Origin of the sequence: Luteibacter sp. dw_328, from assembly GCF_018449605.1 — a bacterium.
Taxonomy (GTDB): domain Bacteria; phylum Pseudomonadota; class Gammaproteobacteria; order Xanthomonadales; family Rhodanobacteraceae; genus Luteibacter.
Map to the genome: position 1 here is coordinate 1 of NZ_JAAVUW010000009.1, position 16,513 is coordinate 16,513.

Consider the following 16,513-nt stretch of genomic DNA (forward strand, 5'->3'; position numbering starts at 1 on the left):
CTATATCGTTTTTCGTTTCCGTCAACACCCTCGTGAATCTTTTTTTCGAGGTTGTCGCCGAAGCGATATAGCTGCCGAAGCGTTCGTCTTTCGACGTGGGCCGCTGCGGGAGGCGAATAATACCGATTCCTGAGCCTCCCGCAACCCCTTTTGTGAATCTTTTTTGAAAGCCGCGTTAAATCAGGCGGATACGAGCGAAGTTTCTCTTGCCGACCTGCAGCACGCCCTCGAAACCGGCCATGAAGACCCGGGAAGCGTCGTCCACTACCTCACCATCGATGCGCACCGCCCGCTCCTTCAGCTTCCGGTTCGCCTCGGAGTTGCTGGGCGTAACGCCCGCCGCCGTCAACAGCGCGGCCAGACGAAAGCCTTCGGCCGGTGTTTCGATATCTGCCATGGGAAGCAGGCTGGTGTCGCCCTCCCCCGTGACGACGGCGTGCCAGCCTGCAATAGCCTGCTCGGCCGCTGCGGCGTCGTGGAAGCGGGTGGTCAGTTCGCGGGCCAGGCGGAGCTTGGCGTCACGCGGATTCAGTACACCCGAGGCGATCTCTTCCTTCATACGTGCGATGTCGTCCATGGAGACATCGAAGCTAAGCAGCTCGAACCACCGCCACATCAGGTCGTCGCCGATCTTCATGGTCTTGGTGACCATGTCGATGGCCGGCTCATTGATACCTATGTAGTTGCCCAGGGACTTGGACATCTTGTTGACCCCGTCCAGACCCTCAAGCAGGGGCATGGTCAGGACGATCTGGGGCGGCTGGCCATGGTGCTCCTGAAGGGCACGGCCCATCAGCAGGTTGAACTTCTGGTCGGTGCCGCCGAGCTCCACGTCGCATTCGAGCGCCACGGAGTCGTAACCCTGGACCAGCGGATAGAGGAACTCATGGATGGCGATGGGCTGCTCCGACTTGTAACGCTTGGCGAAGTCGTCGCGCTCGAGCATGCGGGCCACGGTGTGCTGGGCGGCCAGGCGGATCATGTCCGCCGCACCCATCTTGCCGAACCACTCGGAATTGAAGCGCAGCTCGGTCTTGTCCCGGTCGAGCACCTTGAAGACCTGCTCGGCGTAGGTCTCGGCGTTGGCCAGCACGTCCTCGCGGGTAAGCGGCTTGCGGGTGACGTTCTTGCCGGTAGGGTCGCCGATCATCCCGGTGAAGTCGCCGATTAGGAAGATGACCTGGTGTCCGAGATCCTGAAACTGGCGCATCTTGTTGAGCAGGACGGTATGGCCCAGGTGCAGGTCCGGGGCGGTCGGATCGAAACCGGCCTTGATGCGCAGGGGGCGGCCCGTCTTGAGCCTGGCTTCGAGGTCTTCCTTCTTGATGATCTCGTCCGCGCCACGCGCGATCAGCGCCAGGGCCTGCTCCAGCTCGTTCATGCTTTCTCTCTAGTAGTCATGGGTCTGCGGCCTTCACATATGTGTGTGAAGAGGCCGTGGGGGTTAATTGTGCGTTAACCCAAAGATGCGATGCAAAGCCTTGATGGGAAAGGCGTTGACGCCGTTTGCACGAGGCCGTTATGGTACGCGACAACTCGGGGCGAGCGGATACAAGAAAGACAATGGCTGATGAAAACAGAGGCGCGCACAGCGCCCGCAAGCAGGCGATCCGCCGCAAGGCGCAGCGCCGTCATTCGCACTTCTACGATAGTCGTGCGCATTGGTCGTTCAGCCGAAATGCCTCATCGGAGCCGTTGAGTTGGTCGCGTGAGCGCTGGATCCTCGCGGGCACCGCCTTCCTTCTGGTTATCCTTTCCGCCCTCGTGATCCCGGCCTGGGCCGGCGCCATGAAGTCGTCCGTCGCCACGCTGCCTGCCGTACCGGCAAAGACGTCGATGGCGAGCCGTTCCTCGGCAGTCGCCACCGCGCTGGTCACCAGCGACCCTCTCGCCCACGCCATCGTGCCGCTCGCCCTGCCGAAGATGGACCCGGCCACGATCAAGCCGGTCGTTCCCGTCGAAGAGTGGCAGACCGTGCAGGTGCACCCGGGCGAAACCCTTGCCGACATCTTCCTTGCCCAGGGTCTGTCGATGACCGACCTGCAGCACGTGATCGACGGCTCGGGTGGCACCAAGGTTTTCCACCAGATCAAGCCGGGCCAGGAATTCCAGTTCCTCGTCGGCAGCGACCACACGCTCAAGGGCGTGCGCTTCGACCAGGACGAGGCGAACATCGCCACCCTGCGCCTGGACGGCGCATCGCCGCAGCTCTCGACGAAGACCCGCGATGTGCAGCGCCGCGAGCACATCGCGCACGGCGCGATCGACAGCTCGCTGTTTGGGGCCGCCTCGAAGGCCGGCATGAGCAACGCGATGGTCCTCAAGCTGGCCGAGGTGTTCAAGTTCGACATCGACTTCGTCCAGGACCTGCGCGTCGGCGACAACTTCACCGTCATCTATGACGACGTCTACAGCGATGGTTCGTACCTGCGCGAAGGCGACATCGTCGCCGCCGAGTTCGTCAACCAGGGCAAGCGCTATACCGCGTATCGCTTCAAGAACACCGACGGCAAGTGGAGCTACTTCAGCGAAGAGGGCCGCCCGCTCACCGGCTCCTTCCTGCGCATCCCGGTCGACTTCACGCGCATCTCCTCGCAGTTCAGCGCCGGCCGCATGCACCCGATCCTCGGCACGATGCGCGCACACAAGGGCGTCGACTACGCCGCACCGACCGGTACGCCGATCCATGCGGCAGGCGATGGCGTGGTGAAGTTCCGCGGCTGGATGAACGGCTACGGCAACTTTGTGGTCATCCAGCACAACGCGACGATCAGCACCGCCTACGGCCACATGTCCCGCTTCGCCAACCTGCGTGTCGGCCAGCGCGTAAGCCAGGGCAACACCATCGGTTTCGTCGGCATGACCGGCCTGGCGACCGGCCCGCATCTGCACTACGAGTTCCGTGTCAACAATGTGCAGCGTGATCCGCAGACGGTGACGCTGCCCAAGCCGGAACCGCTGCCGGCGGCCCAGCTGGCGAAGTTCAAGAAGGACGTGGTCGGCCCGCAGCTGGCCCGCCTCAACCAGGTCGACAACAACACGAAGCTCGCGCGCGCCGATACCGCTTCGCGCGGCGACGACTGATTCGTGCCGACCGCGGACGGCCTTTACCTGGGCCTTATTTCCGGGACCAGTGCCGACGGCATCGACGCCGCCCTGGTCCGCTTCGAAGAGGGGCGCCCGTCCCTCGTGGCCGGCATCACGCACCCGTGGGACGCCACCCTGCGGCGACGCATTCTCGCCGTCGCGCAAGATGAAGACCGCCTCGCCCTGGACGACTACGGTCGTCTCGATGTCGCCGTTGCGCATGCTTTCACCGACGCGGCGCAGGCCGTTCTCGAACGAGCGAGGGTCTCCTCCACCGCAGTGAAGGCGATCGGCTCGCACGGACAGACCATTCGCCATCGACCTGACGGCCCTCTACCCTTCACGCTCCAGATCGGCGACCCCTCGGTGATCGCCGAACGTAGCGGCATCGACACGATCGCCGACTTCCGCCGCGCCGACGTGGCTGCCGGTGGCCAGGGCGCACCGCTGGTGCCCGCCTTCCACGCCACGGTGCTGCGGCCGGCGAACGGCGCGCGCGTGGTGCTCAACCTCGGTGGCATCGCCAATGTGACGCGACTTTCCGCCGCCGGCGAGGTGACCGGCTTCGACACGGGCCCGGCGAACGGACTCATGGATGCGTGGTGCATGCGTCACCGCGGCGAACCGTATGATCGCGACGGTCGGTTTGCCGCCTCCGGTGCCGTCGATGCGACCCTGCTCGCCGAGCTGCTGGACGATGCGTACTTCGTTTTGCCGCCTCCGAAGAGCACCGGCCGCGAACACTTTCACCTCGCCTGGCTGGATGCGCATCCACGAGTGGCCGACAACACGCCCGAAGACGTCCAGGCCACCCTGCTGGCGTTGAGCGCCGTGTCGATCGCCGACGCTATCGAACGCCATGCCGGGGATGCCAGCGACATCGTCGCCTGCGGTGGCGGTGTGCACAACGCGGCCCTGATGCGCGCGCTCACGGAGCGTCTGCCGGGACGCGAGATGGTGACGAGCTCGGCGTTCGGCATCGATCCGGATTTCATGGAAGCCATGGCCTTCGCCTGGCTGGCCTATCGCCGCATTCGCGGCGAGCCGGGCAATCTGGCAAGCGTCACGGGCGCACGTGGCCCGCGCCTGCTGGGCGCGCTTTACGCGGCGCCCTGAGCCGGCGGCGTCAGAACGATTCGTCGGACACGCTGGCCTGACGCTGGGCCGCATCCGCGAGTGACGAAGGCGATGCCTGGGCAAGCGCTGCCAGCGCTTCCTGGAAAGCAGCCTGCTCCTCGGCATCCCACGCACCGGTCAGGTGCGCGATGTCACCGGGCTGCAGCAACAGCTCGCTGAACACGTCGCCTGCACTGAGGCCGAGGCCATAGCGCAGCGCATGCAGGATCACTTCATTGATCGACCAGCGGCGTTCGCGCGCGAGCGTCTTGATCCGCTCGGCCATCTGCTCGTCGATGTGTCGCACCACGATATCTGGCACGTGCGTTACCTCCTCGCGCATGCCCCCTGTGCGGCAGATCTTACACAGTTTCGGCAGTGCGTTGTGCTGGCCTTATGGCCTGTCCGTCGGGGTCGGCAACCGCCGCCAGAGCAGGGCCAGAACCAACAGGGTGGGCACGATCGATACCGTGCTTATGACGAACAGGGCGGGATAGCCGGAATCCTTGACGAGGAATCCGGACATCCCGCCGATCAGCTTGCCGGGCAGGTTGGCCAGCGAACTGAGCAGTGCGTACTGCGTGGCGGTGAAGCTGCGATTGACCAGGCCGGACATGAAGGCAACCAGGACCGGCCCCGCAAAACCTTGCGCGAAGTTGTCACCCGAAAGCGTCGCGACAAAGGCCCACGTCTGTCCGGGGTTCTGTGCCATCAAGAGGTACAGCATGTTCGACAGCGCAACGCCGAGGGCGGCGACCACCAGCAGGCGCCGCATCTCGAATCGGGTGACTGCCCAACCACCGAGCAAGGCACCGGCGATACCGATGATCACCCCATAGACCTTCGAGACCTCCGCGATCTGCGTCTTGGTGAAGCCCGCATCGAGGTAGAACGGGTAGGCCATGACGCCAAGCATCTGGTCGGGCAGGCGGAACAGGGCCACGAACAGCAACAGTCCCAGCGCCAGTCCCAGGCCGTAACGCGAGAAGAAGTCGCGGAATGGGCCGATGAAGCCCTCCTGTACAGCGACGCGCAGCGGCAGGCGCTCGCGCACCCGGTGCTCAGGTTCACGCGCGATGAGCACGGTCACGATCGGCACGATCAACAGGAGGCAGATCGTCACATAGCCGCGCTGCCAACCCACCTGGTCGGCAATCAGCAGGATGCCGGCGCCACTGGCGATCAGACCAAAGCGGTAGCCGAGGGTGTACGTCGCCGCCAGCGCGCCTTGTGCTTCTGGCGGAGCGATTTCCACGCGGTACGCGTCGACCACGATGTCGATCGTCGCACCGGCAAAGGCCGCAAGGATCGTCGCGCCGACGAAGTTCGGTAGCGATGCCGTGGGAGGCATGAAGGCCATCAGCAACAGGCCCGCGGCGAGCAGAAGTAACGCGAACATCAGCCAGCCGCGACGCTGGCCAAGCCGGCAGAACAGCGGCAGGCGGAACTTGTCTACCAGGGGCGCCCAGAGGAACTTGAAGTTGTAGCTGAAGGTGACGTAGCTCGCGAGGCCGATGGCGCCGTAGTCCACGCCCGATTCCTTCAGCCAGGCAGAGAGCGTATTGCCGACCAGCAGGAACGGCAGGCCCGACGCCAGGCCGAAGAACAACATGGTGACCGCGCCCGGCTGGGCAAACGCCGCGACCGCGCCGCGCAGGCCCTTGTAGCGGACCACCCCGGTCGATTCCGTCACTCGGCGTAGTCCACGATAAACGGGGCGTGGTCGGAGAAGCGTTCATCGCGATAGACCGAACAGTCACGCGCGCGGGCGCCCAGGCCCGGCGTCACGATCTGGTAGTCGATACGCCAACCCACGTTGTTGGCACGGGCCGCGCCACGGTTGGACCACCATGTGTATTCGACGGCGTCGGGCTTGATCGCGCGGAAGCTGTCCACCCAGCCGATCTCCTTGAACAGCAGATCGAGCCACGCGCGCTCTTCGGGGAGGCAGCCGGAGTTCTTCTGGTTGGAGGTCCAGTTCTTGATGTCGTTCTTCGTATGGACGATGTTCCAGTCGCCGCAGAGCACGTACTCGCGGCCGCTGGCGGCCCATTCGCGCAGGATGGGCGTGAGCCATTCCATGATGCGGAACTTGTACTGCTGGCGTTCGTCGCCGGACGAGCCCGACGGGATGTAGAACGAAACGACGCTGAGGTTGCCGAAGCGCGCCTCGATGTAGCGGCCCTCGCAGTCGAAATCCTCACGGCCCAGGGATACGCGTACCTCGTCGGGTTCGCGCTTGGAATAGATGGCGACGCCGCTGTAACCCTTCTTGCTGCGGGCATCGTGATAGAAGCAGTGGTGACCGTCCGGACGGAACATCGGATCCGTCAGCTGGGATTCCTGTGCCTTGGTTTCCTGCAGGCAGACGACATCGGCGTCCTGGGTGCGCAGCCATTCGAAGACGCCTTTGGTGGCGGCGGAACGGATACCGTTGGCGTTCAGCGAAATGATGCGCATGGGACCTTGGGGTGCGTTTGACGAATCCGCCCATCATACCGGGCCCATAATGGCGGCATGAATAGTGTCATTCGAGTCTTGCCCGTGGATGCCGACCTTCGAGCCGCGGTGCTCGCCCTGCGGGTGCAGGACGAACAATGGCCCTTCGTCGGCCACGTCGCGGATTCCCTGGCCGACGCGGCGGTGTGTCCCGGTAGCGAGGCGCTCGCCCTGGTCGTCGACGACGCCGTGGTGGGCTACGTGCGCATCGACCGGCGCGCGGCCGCCATGGGTGACCATCCCCTGGCCGATGGTGCCGTCGCCCTGCGCAGCTTCATGATCGACGCCGGCCGCCAGGGTGAAGGCCTTGGCCGCCGCGCACTGGACGCCATTCACGCCTACGTGGCCGGACGCCACCCCGATCGCGAACGGATCCTGTTGACGGTGAACGTTCGTAACGAAGCCGCTGTGCACGTCTATCGCCGCGCGGGCTATCGCGACAGCGGTGAGCTGTACCATGGCGGGCTGGCGGGGCCGCAGTTCGTGCTGTGGCGACCGCTGCATCCCTGGAACCCCTGAGAGAGATACCGACGTGCACGATTACCAGCGCGAATTCATCGAGCTCACCCTGGCCCGCGACGTTCTTCGCTTCGGCGAATTCACGCTCAAGTCGGGCCGCATCAGCCCGTACTTCTTCAACATGGGCCGGATCGACTCGGGCGCTGCACTGGCCCGGCTCGGGCGCTCGTATGCCGAAGCGGCCAGCCGTTCCGGCCTGCCGTTCGACATGCTGTTCGGCCCTGCCTACAAGGGCATCGCCCTGGCTGCCGCGACCGCAATCGCGCTGGCTGACACGCAGGACCGCGACCTGCCGTGGGCTTACAACCGCAAGGAAGCCAAGGCCCACGGGGAAGGCGGCACGCTCGTTGGCGCACCGCTCAGGGGTCGCGTGCTGATCGTGGACGATGTCATGACCGCAGGCACGGCCGTTCGCGAATCCCTCGAGCTGATCCGGGCGCAGGGCGCTGAACCGGCGGGGGTGCTCATTGCTCTGGACCGCCAGGAGCGGGGACAGGGTGACCTGTCGGCGGCCCAGGAAGTGGCGGCGCAATTCGGTATTCCGGTGATCGCCATCGCCACCCTGGCCGATGTCCTCACCTACGCGGGCGAAAAGGCCGAACTGGCCGCCGAACATGGCCGTCTGCTGGCCTATCGCGAGCAGTACGGCGTCAAGGCCTGAGCAAAACGGCGACTGCGTCACGCAGGGCCGGACCACCTGCCGACCCTGCATCGCCTGATGCCGCTCGCTGGCTATACTCCCCCGACAGGAGGGGACACCATGCGTGCAGTGCGTTACATCCTGGCGGGAGCAACGCTGTGCCTCGGCACGGCCGGCTTTGCCGCCGCCCAAAGCAATACGAGCAACAACAACGGTTTCCGCTACAAGTGGAAAGACACGTCGGGACATTCGTATTTCAGCGACAGCCTTACGCCGGACGCCATGATGGCCGGCTACGACGTCGTCAATGCGCAGGGTGTCACCGTGCGCCACGTGGATCGCCAGCTGACAGCCGACGAACGCGCGGCGGCGAAGAAGGTCGCCGATCAGCAGGCCGCCGCCCTTCTGGTCGAGCAGCAGCGCCAGCGTGACGATGCCCAGATGCTCACCGCCTACCCCAACGAAGCCTCGTTCATGTCGGCGAAGAATGCCGAAATCGAAAACTTCGAGCAGGCCGCACGCACGACCCGCATGAATCTGCAGGGGCAGGAGAAGGCACTGGCCGACCTCCTTACGCGAGCCGGTGACCTGGAACGCGCCAAGCAGCCGGTGCCGCCCTACCTCGGCCAGCGGATCACCGAGCAACGCAACACAGTGGCGTCGCTTCGCGCCACCCTCCAGCGCCAGCAGGCCTCCAAAGACGCCGCCAAGGTGAAGGTCGACGCCCAGCTGCAGCACTACCGCCAGCTGAAGGCCGCCGCTATCAACGGCGGCTGATCAGCCGGTCAGAACGGCAAGGCAAGCGTCCGGTCCACCGCCAGCAGACGCTGGCGGAACGCCTGTTTCACACGCTCGAGCGCCTTGGCGGTGTCCGCGTCGAAGCGGAACACCAGCGCCGGCGACGTGTTCGATGCGCGAACCAGGCCCCAGCCGTCGGGCCAGTCCACCCGGATACCGTCGATCGTCGTGACTCGCGCGTCTTCGAACGTGGCGGATGCGCGGAACGTTTCGATGAAACGGAAGGGCGCGCCCTCCTCCATCGGCAACCGCAGTTCCGGTGTGGAGATGCTGGTAGGCAGCCCTTCGAACAGGGCCGCGACGCTGCGCTCCTCGAGGTCACCGGCAACGATTTCGAGCAAGCGTGCGGCGGCATAGATGCCGTCGTCGAAGCCGTACCAACGATTGTTGTCAGCGAAGAAAAAGTGCCCGCTCATCTCACCGGCCAGGGCGGCGCCGGTTTCGCGCATCTTTGCCTTGATCAGCGAATGGCCCGTGCGCCACATGAGCGGAACACCGGCGGATTCCTGGATCACCCGGCGCAGGTGGCCCGTGCATTTCACGTCGAAGATCACCGTGGCGCCCGGGTTGCGCGCGAGCACGTCCTGGGCGAACAGCATGAGCAAGCGGTCGGCGTTGATGATCTCGCCGCTGGCCGTGACCACGCCGACGCGATCGCCATCGCCATCGAACGCGATACCCAGATCCGCTCCGATGGTATGGACGGCGGCGATGAGATCGCCGAGGTTGCGCGGATCGGAAGGATCGGGGTGGTGGTTCGGGAACGTGCCGTCGACGTCGCAGTACAGGGGCACCACTTCGCAGCCGATTTCCTCGAGGACGCGGGGGGCGACGGCGCCAGCGACGCCATTGCCGGCATCGACCACGACCTTCAGGCGACGTTCGGCGGAGACATCGCCGGCGATCTTCGCCACGTAGGCATCGATGATCGATTGCTCGCGCCATGCGCCCAGGCCATCTTCCTCGAGGCGACCCTCCGCAATGCGGCGATGCAGGTCGGCAATCGCGCCCTCGGCAAGCGTCTCCCCGCCGACGACGATCTTGAAGCCATTGTGGTCGGGTGGGTTATGACTTCCCGTCACCGACACGGCGCAGCCGGTACCGAAGTGGAACGCGGCGAAGTAAGCCACGGGGGTCGGTACCGCACCAAGATCGATCACATCGATGCCGGCGGCGCGGAGGCCATCCATCAGCGCGCCAGCGAGCTCAGGGCCCGACAGGCGCCCGTCGCGACCCACGACGATTTCACGCAGGCCGCGCTCGTTCATCAGGCCGCCGATGGCCTGTCCAATGCGACGTGCGATATCGGCTGTGAGCTGGGTGCCGACGATGCCGCGAATGTCGTAAGCGCGGAAGATGGCCGGGTCGAGCGCCACTACGGACGCCCGCGCCACCGGTTTCGCCGAGGGCGCGGGCGTGTCGCCCCGACCCAGCGTCGGTGCCGGCGGCAGACGCGGCTTGCGCTCCACGTCGGCGATGAGGACTTCCTCCGGTTCCGGTTCGGCCTGCGGCTGCGGCCGCTGCCGGGCCCAAAGCAGCAGGACGCCACCACCGATGCCGATGAGCGTCAGCAGGACAGCAAGCAGCTCGGAGTGCGGAATGACGATGAACGCCTTCGGCAACGCCGCATAGACATAGAGTGAGGTGCCCGGAACCTGCTGGGCATCCGGCGAGGTCTCACCCGCGGCGGAACCGACCGACTCGAGCATGAGACTGTCCCCGCCGTTGCCCTGGCGCAATTCGAGACGACCGCTGGACGGCGACGACGCCATGAATTTCTGGCGGATGTCGTCGAAGGGGTATTCGAGCCAGACCCAGGCGCGCACCGCGCCGTCGGCGTTTACGGGCTCGGCCACCGTCAGCCGGCGGTCGTTGCCGTGCACGGAGCTCGATGCGAGAGGCGCCCCGGTCGTACCCAATGCCGCCATCAACTGCGCTGCCTTGGCGTAGCCGAACTCGCGGTAATTCGCCCGGACGACTTCATCCAGGCCACCGCTATAGATTTCAATATCGGACGTGGCCGGAAGCAAGGCACGCAGGCGTGCGGCGGTGGCAACGTGATCGTCGATGCCCGCTGCGACCTCCGGATTGCCTACGGCCTGCATCAGCTGGCTGTGTCGGCCGGCATATAGCTCGCCGAGGTCGTGGACGGCCTGACGCTGTGCCGAACGCGTACGTTCGGCCGCATCGCTCTCGTCGGCGATAAGCCATGCCTGCCACGCGCAAAATGCACCGCCGACCGTGAGCAACGTGGCGCCGATCAACGGCAGCACGCGTCGCACGTCGATACGAAGCCCCCGCTTCGCCCCTCCCTCGTTACGCCCCATGCTGCCCCTTGCTCCCCGTCACCTGTCAGCCAATGCCTGTCGAACCGAATCCGCCTTCGCCCCGCAGCGAAGGGGCGAACCCGTCGACAACGCGCAAGCGTGCCCGTCCTACCGGCACCAGCAATAATTGCGCAATCCGGTCACCCGGCGCGATGGTCAGTATCGCGTTTCCACGATTCCAGCATGAAATCATTAAAGGACCCTGGTAATCCGCGTCGATCACGCCGACCAGATTGCCCATCACGAGGCCTTGCTTATGACCTAGCCCGGAACGCGGCACGATGAGGGCGCACCAGGCAGGGTCACCAATATGGATGGCAAGGCCGGTCGGCACCAGCACGCTGTCGCCCGGCGCCAGCGTCACCGGCGCGTCGACAGCCGCCCGGAGGTCCATCCCTGCGCTACCGTTCGTGGCCGGCTCGGGAAGGGGGATGGTGTCGCCCAGGCGGGCATCGAGAATCTTCAGTTCAATGTCGATCAAGGCTCAGGCTCCGATGCCCGCGAGGAAACGTTGCGCGATATGGCCGACGAGCTGGCGCGCCAGCTCGGTCTTGGGCATCTGGGGCAGCGCGGCGCCGCCGTCGCGCCAGTACAACTGCAAGGCGTTCTCGGCGACCTCGAAACCGCGCCCCGGACCCACCTCGTTGGCCGCGATCATATCGATGCCCTTGCGCAGCAGCTTGTCCTGCGCGTAGGTCGCCAGCTCGCGGGTCTCGGCAGCGAAGCCGACCAGGAAGGGTCGGTCGGGGAGTGCCGCGAGAGAGGCGATGATGTCGGGATTTTCCGCCAGCTCGAGGCGAAGCGGGTTGCCGTCGTTCTTTTTCAGCTTGTGGTCGGCGGTGTCTGCTGGCCGGTAGTCGCCGACGGCGGCGGCGCCAATATAGATATCGGCACGCGCGGCCGCCTTCAGCACGGCTTCCTGCATCTGCCGTGCGCTGCGCACGTCGACCCGGTTCACGCCGGCGGGCGTCGGGAGCGAGACCGGGCCGGCGACCAGGGTGACGTCGGCGCCCGCATCGCGGGCAGCCATGGCGACGGCGAATCCCATCCGGCCGGAACTGCGGTTACCGATAAATCGTACCGGGTCGATGTCTTCGTACGTGGGGCCGGCGCTGACCAGTACCTTCCGACCTCGCAGGGGTTGCTCACCGAAGGAGGCAACCAGGATGTCACGCAGCTCGTGGGGCTCCAGCATGCGACCGGAGCCGATGTCCCCGCACGCCTGGTCACCGTCGGCAGGGCCGAGGATACCCACGCCGCGGACACGCAGCGTGCCGACGTTCGCCTGCACCGCCAGGTTCGCCCACATCTGCTGGTTCATGGCGGGCGCGATGTACACGGGCGCCGCCGTGGCAAGCACCACGGTCGAGAGCAGGTCGTCGGCGAAGCCATGGGCGAGCCGTGCGATGGTGTCGGCGCTGGCCGGGGCGATAAGCACCCTCTCGGCCCACTTCGCCAGTTCGATGTGGCCCATCGCGGCTTCGCCCGCCTCGTCCCAGAGGCTGACGCGTACCGGCTGGCCGGAGAGCGCCTGGAAGGTGGTGGGCGTCACGAAATGCGTCGCGCCTTCGGTCATGACGACGCGCACCTCGGCATCGAGATCGCGAAGGCGACGAACGAGTTCGCAGATCTTGTAAGCGGCGATGCCACCGGTTACGCCAATCAGGATGCGACGCTGGCGAAGGCTCATGGCGGAACGACGCTGCTTCGGAGGGCCAGTTAGCTTAACGGATTTCAGGAAGCCCATTTTTTCAGAATCGTTCTATCGCCAAGGCGATGGTCGCAACCCTAAGTTGCTCGTCGGGCCGTCACGCACGATGGCAAGACAGGAAACACGAACTGATGAAGCGGGGGACGACCCATCACGCCGGTGTCCGCGATGCGGCCGGGACGCCGACGGCATACCGGCCACGGCCGATCCACCAATGGCCGGAAAGCGAACGACCCCGCGAACGCCTGCTGGCCCACGGCGTGGCCGCGCTGTCCGATGCCGAGCTCATCGCCGTGTTGATCGGCAACGGCACGGCGGGCTGCGACGCCGTCGCCACTGCCCGGGCCCTGCTCGGTCAAGCCGGCAGTCTCGGAAGGCTGCTGGCCGACCCCGACCACCTGCCTCGCGTCAGCGGCGTCGGGCCAGCCAAGCGAGCACGCATCGTCGCCGCGCTCGAACTCGCGCGCCGCTCACTGGGCGAAAGCCTCACCGACCTGCCCCGCATCGAAAGCCCCGCCGATAGCGCCGAGTATTTCCGGGCCCGGCTCCGTCACCTGTCCCACGAGGTCTTCGCCGTCCTGTTCCTCGACACCCGCCACCGGGTGCTGGCCTACGAGGAACTGTTCCGCGGCACCATCGACGGGGCAAGCGTCTATCCCCGGGAAGTCGTCAGGGCCTGTCTCCGTCACCACGCCAGCGCGGTCATCTTTGCCCACAACCACCCCTCGGGCCTGGCCGAACCCAGTCGGGCCGACCGGGAGATCACTCGGGTACTGGTGGAGGCCCTGGGCCTGATGGACATCCGGGTGCTCGACCACCTGGTCATCGGCCATGGTGAGCCCGCCTCGATGGCCGACCTGGGCTTGCTCTGAACCCCACAAAAAAAGACGGCGCGAGTGCCGCTCGCGCCGTCTGGGGGCCATCTTTCGAGGGAGGGGCGTCGATAACCCTTGTGCCGTCGGCCGGGGAGCCACCGGGCACAAGAGGAATTGTGACGACGACCAGTTACAGCGCCGTGACGTGCCGAAAAACAGCTCATGACGCCTTGAAGGAATTGACTTATGCACATTGACCACGTTTTCCACTTGGGCGTCACATCTGCTGTCCTCGCAGAGGTCACCGACTTAACACCATGATTTATCGCAACTTTAGATGTTACGCATCGAAGACATTTCCTGTCGTCCCCTTGCAGCTCTCGTTTCGGCCGTTGTTGCCCACAGAGTTATCCACAGGCTGGGGGATGAACCGGACGGTCCGTGGCGACCGGCCCGGGCGCCCCTTCTGATAGGATTGCCGGTTCCATATCCGTGTCCCGACTCCCGTGAAACAAGAGCTCAAACAACTCGTCCTGCAGGCCATCGGGGCTCTGCGGGAGTCCGGCAAACTGCCGTCCGATTTCGTGGCGCCGACGTTCGTCATCGAACGCACGCGCAGCCGCGAACACGGCGATTTCGCGACCAACGTCGCCATGATGATGGCCAAGGCTGCCGGCCGTAAGCCGCGAGACATCGCCACCGACCTGGCCGAGGCGTTCCCGCCGTCGGCGCTCGTGGGCAAGGTGGAGATCGCCGGGCCGGGCTTCATCAACTTCTTCCTGGCCCCGGCTGCCTTCCATGCCGAGATCAGCCGGGCACTCGCCGAAGCTGACCGCTATGGCAGCAACCACGATGGTGGCGGCCGTCAGGCAGGCGTGGAGTTCGTTTCGGCGAACCCCACAGGTCCGCTCCATGTGGGTCACGGTCGCGCCGCGGCCATCGGCGACAGCATCAGCCGGCTGCTTCACGCCAGCGGCTGGAAGGTGACCCGGGAGTTCTATTACAACGACGCAGGCGTCCAGATCGCCAACCTGGCGCTGTCCACCCAGGCTCGCGCCAAGGGCATCGCGCCGGATGAGCCGGGCTGGCCGGAATCGGGCTATCGCGGCGACTACATCGCCGAGGTCGCTCGTGCCTTCCTGGCCCGCGAGTCCGTGGAAGCCGACGGTGAAACCGTGACGGCCTCAGGCGACGCCGATAACCTCGACGACGTGCGCCACTTCGCGGTTGCCTCGCTGCGGCATGAGCAGGACCTGGACCTGAAGGCCTTCGGCGTCGGCTTCGACGTCTATTACCTCGAGTCCTCCCTCTACACCGAGGGCAAGGTGGACGAAACCGTGCGCGAGCTGGTCGCCCACGGGCACACCTATGAAGAGGGCGGCGCCCTCTGGCTGCGTTCTACGGAATTTGGTGACGACAAGGACCGCGTCATGCGCAAGTCCGACGGCACCTACACCTACTTCCTCCCTGATGTCGCCTACCACCGGACCAAGTGGCAGCGCGGCTATGAGCGCGCCATCACCGAGCTGGGTTCCGACCATCACGGCTCACTGGCTCGCGTCAAAGCCGGTCTGCAGGCGCTGGATACGGGCATTCCGAAGAACTGGCCGGAATACGTGCTGCACCAGATGGTCACCGTGATGCGCGGCGGTGAGGAAGTGAAGATTTCCAAGCGCGCCGGATCCTACGTCACGCTGCGCGACCTCATCGACGAAGCCGGTCGCGACGCCACGCGTTACTTCCTGATCGCCCGCAAGGCCGATTCGCAGCTGGTGTTCGACATCGACCTGGCGCGTTCGCAAAGCAACGACAACCCGGTGTACTACATCCAGTACGCGCACGCCCGCGCCAGCCGCGTCTTCCGCGAGTTGGCCGATCGGGGGCTGTCCAGCGACCGTGGCAACGGCCTGGCGAAGCTGCCGTTGCTCGACACCGAGCACGAGCAAGCGCTGATGGTCGAGCTGTCACGCTACCCGGAGATGGTCGAGTCGGCTGCCGCCAACCTGGAACCGCACCTGATCGCGCAATACCTGCGTGAGCTTGCAGGCTCGCTGCACAGCTACTATCACGAGCACAAATGGATCGTCGACGACGCCGACCTGCGTGACGCCCGCCTTGCGCTGGTCGCGGCGACGCAACAGGTTTTGAAGAACGGCCTGGATCTGCTGGGCATTTCCGCCCCGGAGAGCATGTAAATGGCAACACGCAAGAAGGCAAAGGGTCGTCAGGCCGTCCGTAACAGCTCGAGCGGCATGCCCGGCTGGAGCTGGGCGCTGATCGGCATCCTCGCCGGCGCCCTGTTGATGGCTTTCGCGATGCGCGGCTCATGGATGCCCATGATGCGCCAGCACGACGGCCCTGAGCCGAACCCTCAGGCCACGGCGCAGAAGGGAAGCGATCCGGGCGTCGTCGAACAGACCGAGCCCGAGAAGCCGAAGAAGCCGTCGTACGACTTCTACTCCGTGCTTTCCGAGAAGGAAGTACGCATTCCGGATGCCGAGATCCGCGCACAGGCCAGCGCCGAAGCGCAGCAGAAGCAGCAGCAACAGCAGGCTGCCCAGCAGCAGGCAGCGGCCCAGAAGGCCGAGGTGGCGCAGCAGCAACAGGCTACTGCCGCCGCAGCCAACCTGCCGAAGGCGACGACACAGACGGTCACGGCCGTGCCTGCCCAACAGGCTCCCGCCGCTCCGGCCGCGAGCTCGGGCTACCTGCTTCAGGTCGGCGCGTTCCCGAGCGCCGCCGATGCGGAAGCACTGAAGGCCAAGCTGGCGCTGCAGGGCTTCGTCGCCAACGTACAGGCGGTGAAGGTCGGCGCGCAGACCTACAACCGTGTTCGCCTGGGACCGTTCAAGTCGGCCACGGACCTGGAAAGCACCAAGCAGCACCTGCAGGCAGCAGGCATCAGTGCGATTGCATTGAAGGAAGGCAGCTGAGGTTTTCCTCGCCGCATTGACACAAAAAACCCGCCGTCGCCGGCGGGTTTTTTCTTTTCAACGGCTGC

15 protein-coding genes are annotated in these 16,513 nt (G+C 65.5%); 8 read left to right on the forward strand and 7 right to left on the reverse strand.

Annotation, left to right across the window (positions count from 1 at the left end; genetic code table 11):
• Positions 1-175: 175 nt before the first annotated feature.
• On the reverse strand, positions 176-1,381 hold the full coding sequence (gene tyrS / locus HB634_RS19930) for a tyrosine--tRNA ligase (RefSeq protein WP_063571105.1): 1,206 nt from the start codon (positions 1,379-1,381) through the stop codon (positions 176-178).
• Positions 1,382-1,563: 182 nt separating this feature from the next.
• On the opposite strand from tyrS, the gene HB634_RS19935 reads away from it, so the two are divergent.
• Together HB634_RS19935 and HB634_RS19940 are read left to right on the forward strand one after the other, a co-directional pair.
• The gene (locus tag HB634_RS19935; RefSeq protein WP_213949855.1) at positions 1,564-3,084 is read left to right on the forward strand and encodes a peptidoglycan DD-metalloendopeptidase family protein; all 1,521 of its coding nucleotides are present in this window, start codon (positions 1,564-1,566) and stop codon (positions 3,082-3,084) included.
• Positions 3,085-3,087: 3 nt separating this feature from the next.
• Complete coding sequence (locus HB634_RS19940; RefSeq protein ID WP_213949856.1) at positions 3,088-4,203, forward strand: anhydro-N-acetylmuramic acid kinase; 1,116 nt, start codon at positions 3,088-3,090, stop codon at positions 4,201-4,203.
• A 10-nt stretch (positions 4,204-4,213) separates the two neighbouring features.
• Here HB634_RS19940 and HB634_RS19945 read toward each other — a convergent pair whose 3' ends face one another.
• The 3 genes from HB634_RS19945 to HB634_RS19955 form a co-directional block, all read right to left on the reverse strand.
• Complete coding sequence (locus HB634_RS19945; protein WP_063574271.1) at positions 4,214-4,525, reverse strand: hypothetical protein; 312 nt, start codon at positions 4,523-4,525, stop codon at positions 4,214-4,216.
• A gap of 72 nt (positions 4,526-4,597) precedes the next feature.
• Positions 4,598-5,896 (reverse strand): MFS transporter, encoded by a 1,299-nt coding sequence (locus tag HB634_RS19950; RefSeq protein WP_345777516.1) that lies wholly within the window; start codon positions 5,894-5,896, stop codon positions 4,598-4,600.
• On the reverse strand, positions 5,893-6,663 hold the full coding sequence (locus tag HB634_RS19955) for an exodeoxyribonuclease III (RefSeq protein WP_063573478.1): 771 nt from the start codon (positions 6,661-6,663) through the stop codon (positions 5,893-5,895). The genes HB634_RS19950 and HB634_RS19955 overlap by 4 nt, the downstream gene beginning before the upstream one ends.
• An 84-nt stretch (positions 6,664-6,747) precedes the next feature.
• On the opposite strand from HB634_RS19955, the gene HB634_RS19960 reads away from it, so the two are divergent.
• The 3 genes from HB634_RS19960 to HB634_RS19970 all read left to right on the forward strand — a co-directional run bounded on the left by HB634_RS19960 (position 6,748) and on the right by HB634_RS19970 (position 8,638).
• Positions 6,748-7,221: a GNAT family N-acetyltransferase gene (locus tag HB634_RS19960; RefSeq protein ID WP_345777517.1), complete on the forward strand. Its 474-nt coding sequence runs from the start codon at positions 6,748-6,750 to the stop codon at positions 7,219-7,221.
• A gap of 13 nt (positions 7,222-7,234) precedes the next feature.
• Entirely contained in the window at positions 7,235-7,882 is a 648-nt protein-coding gene (pyrE, locus tag HB634_RS19965; RefSeq protein ID WP_063573476.1) for an orotate phosphoribosyltransferase, read from the forward strand.
• A gap of 99 nt (positions 7,883-7,981) precedes the next feature.
• Positions 7,982-8,638: a DUF4124 domain-containing protein gene (locus tag HB634_RS19970; protein ID WP_213949857.1), complete on the forward strand. Its 657-nt coding sequence runs from the start codon at positions 7,982-7,984 to the stop codon at positions 8,636-8,638.
• Positions 8,639-8,646: 8 nt separating this feature from the next.
• On the opposite strand, the gene HB634_RS19975 is transcribed toward HB634_RS19970, so the two are convergent.
• From HB634_RS19975 to coaBC, 3 genes are read right to left on the reverse strand one after another with little or no spacing between them, the layout of a single operon-like run.
• The gene (locus HB634_RS19975; RefSeq protein ID WP_213949858.1) at positions 8,647-10,986 is read right to left on the reverse strand and encodes a phosphomannomutase/phosphoglucomutase; all 2,340 of its coding nucleotides are present in this window, start codon (positions 10,984-10,986) and stop codon (positions 8,647-8,649) included.
• A gap of 25 nt (positions 10,987-11,011) precedes the next feature.
• Positions 11,012-11,467 carry a dUTP diphosphatase gene (gene dut, locus HB634_RS19980; RefSeq protein ID WP_213949859.1) on the reverse strand — a complete coding sequence of 152 codons (456 nt, stop codon included), beginning with the start codon at positions 11,465-11,467 and terminating at the stop codon, positions 11,012-11,014.
• A gap of 3 nt (positions 11,468-11,470) precedes the next feature.
• A complete protein-coding gene (gene coaBC / locus HB634_RS19985) occupies positions 11,471-12,676 on the reverse strand; it encodes a bifunctional phosphopantothenoylcysteine decarboxylase/phosphopantothenate--cysteine ligase CoaBC (RefSeq protein WP_213949860.1) in 1,206 nt (401 codons plus the stop codon).
• 152 nt (positions 12,677-12,828) lie between these two features.
• On the opposite strand from coaBC, the gene radC reads away from it, so the two are divergent.
• The 3 genes from radC (at position 12,829) to HB634_RS20000 (ending at position 16,445) form a co-directional block, all read left to right on the forward strand.
• On the forward strand, positions 12,829-13,569 hold the full coding sequence (gene radC / locus HB634_RS19990) for a DNA repair protein RadC (RefSeq protein ID WP_082879097.1): 741 nt from the start codon (positions 12,829-12,831) through the stop codon (positions 13,567-13,569).
• 449 nt (positions 13,570-14,018) lie between these two features.
• Positions 14,019-15,707, forward strand: coding sequence for an arginine--tRNA ligase (gene argS / locus HB634_RS19995; RefSeq protein ID WP_213949861.1), 1,689 nt, complete (start codon positions 14,019-14,021; stop codon positions 15,705-15,707).
• Complete coding sequence (locus tag HB634_RS20000; protein WP_063572259.1) at positions 15,708-16,445, forward strand: SPOR domain-containing protein; 738 nt, start codon at positions 15,708-15,710, stop codon at positions 16,443-16,445.
• Positions 16,446-16,513 lie beyond the last annotated feature (68 nt).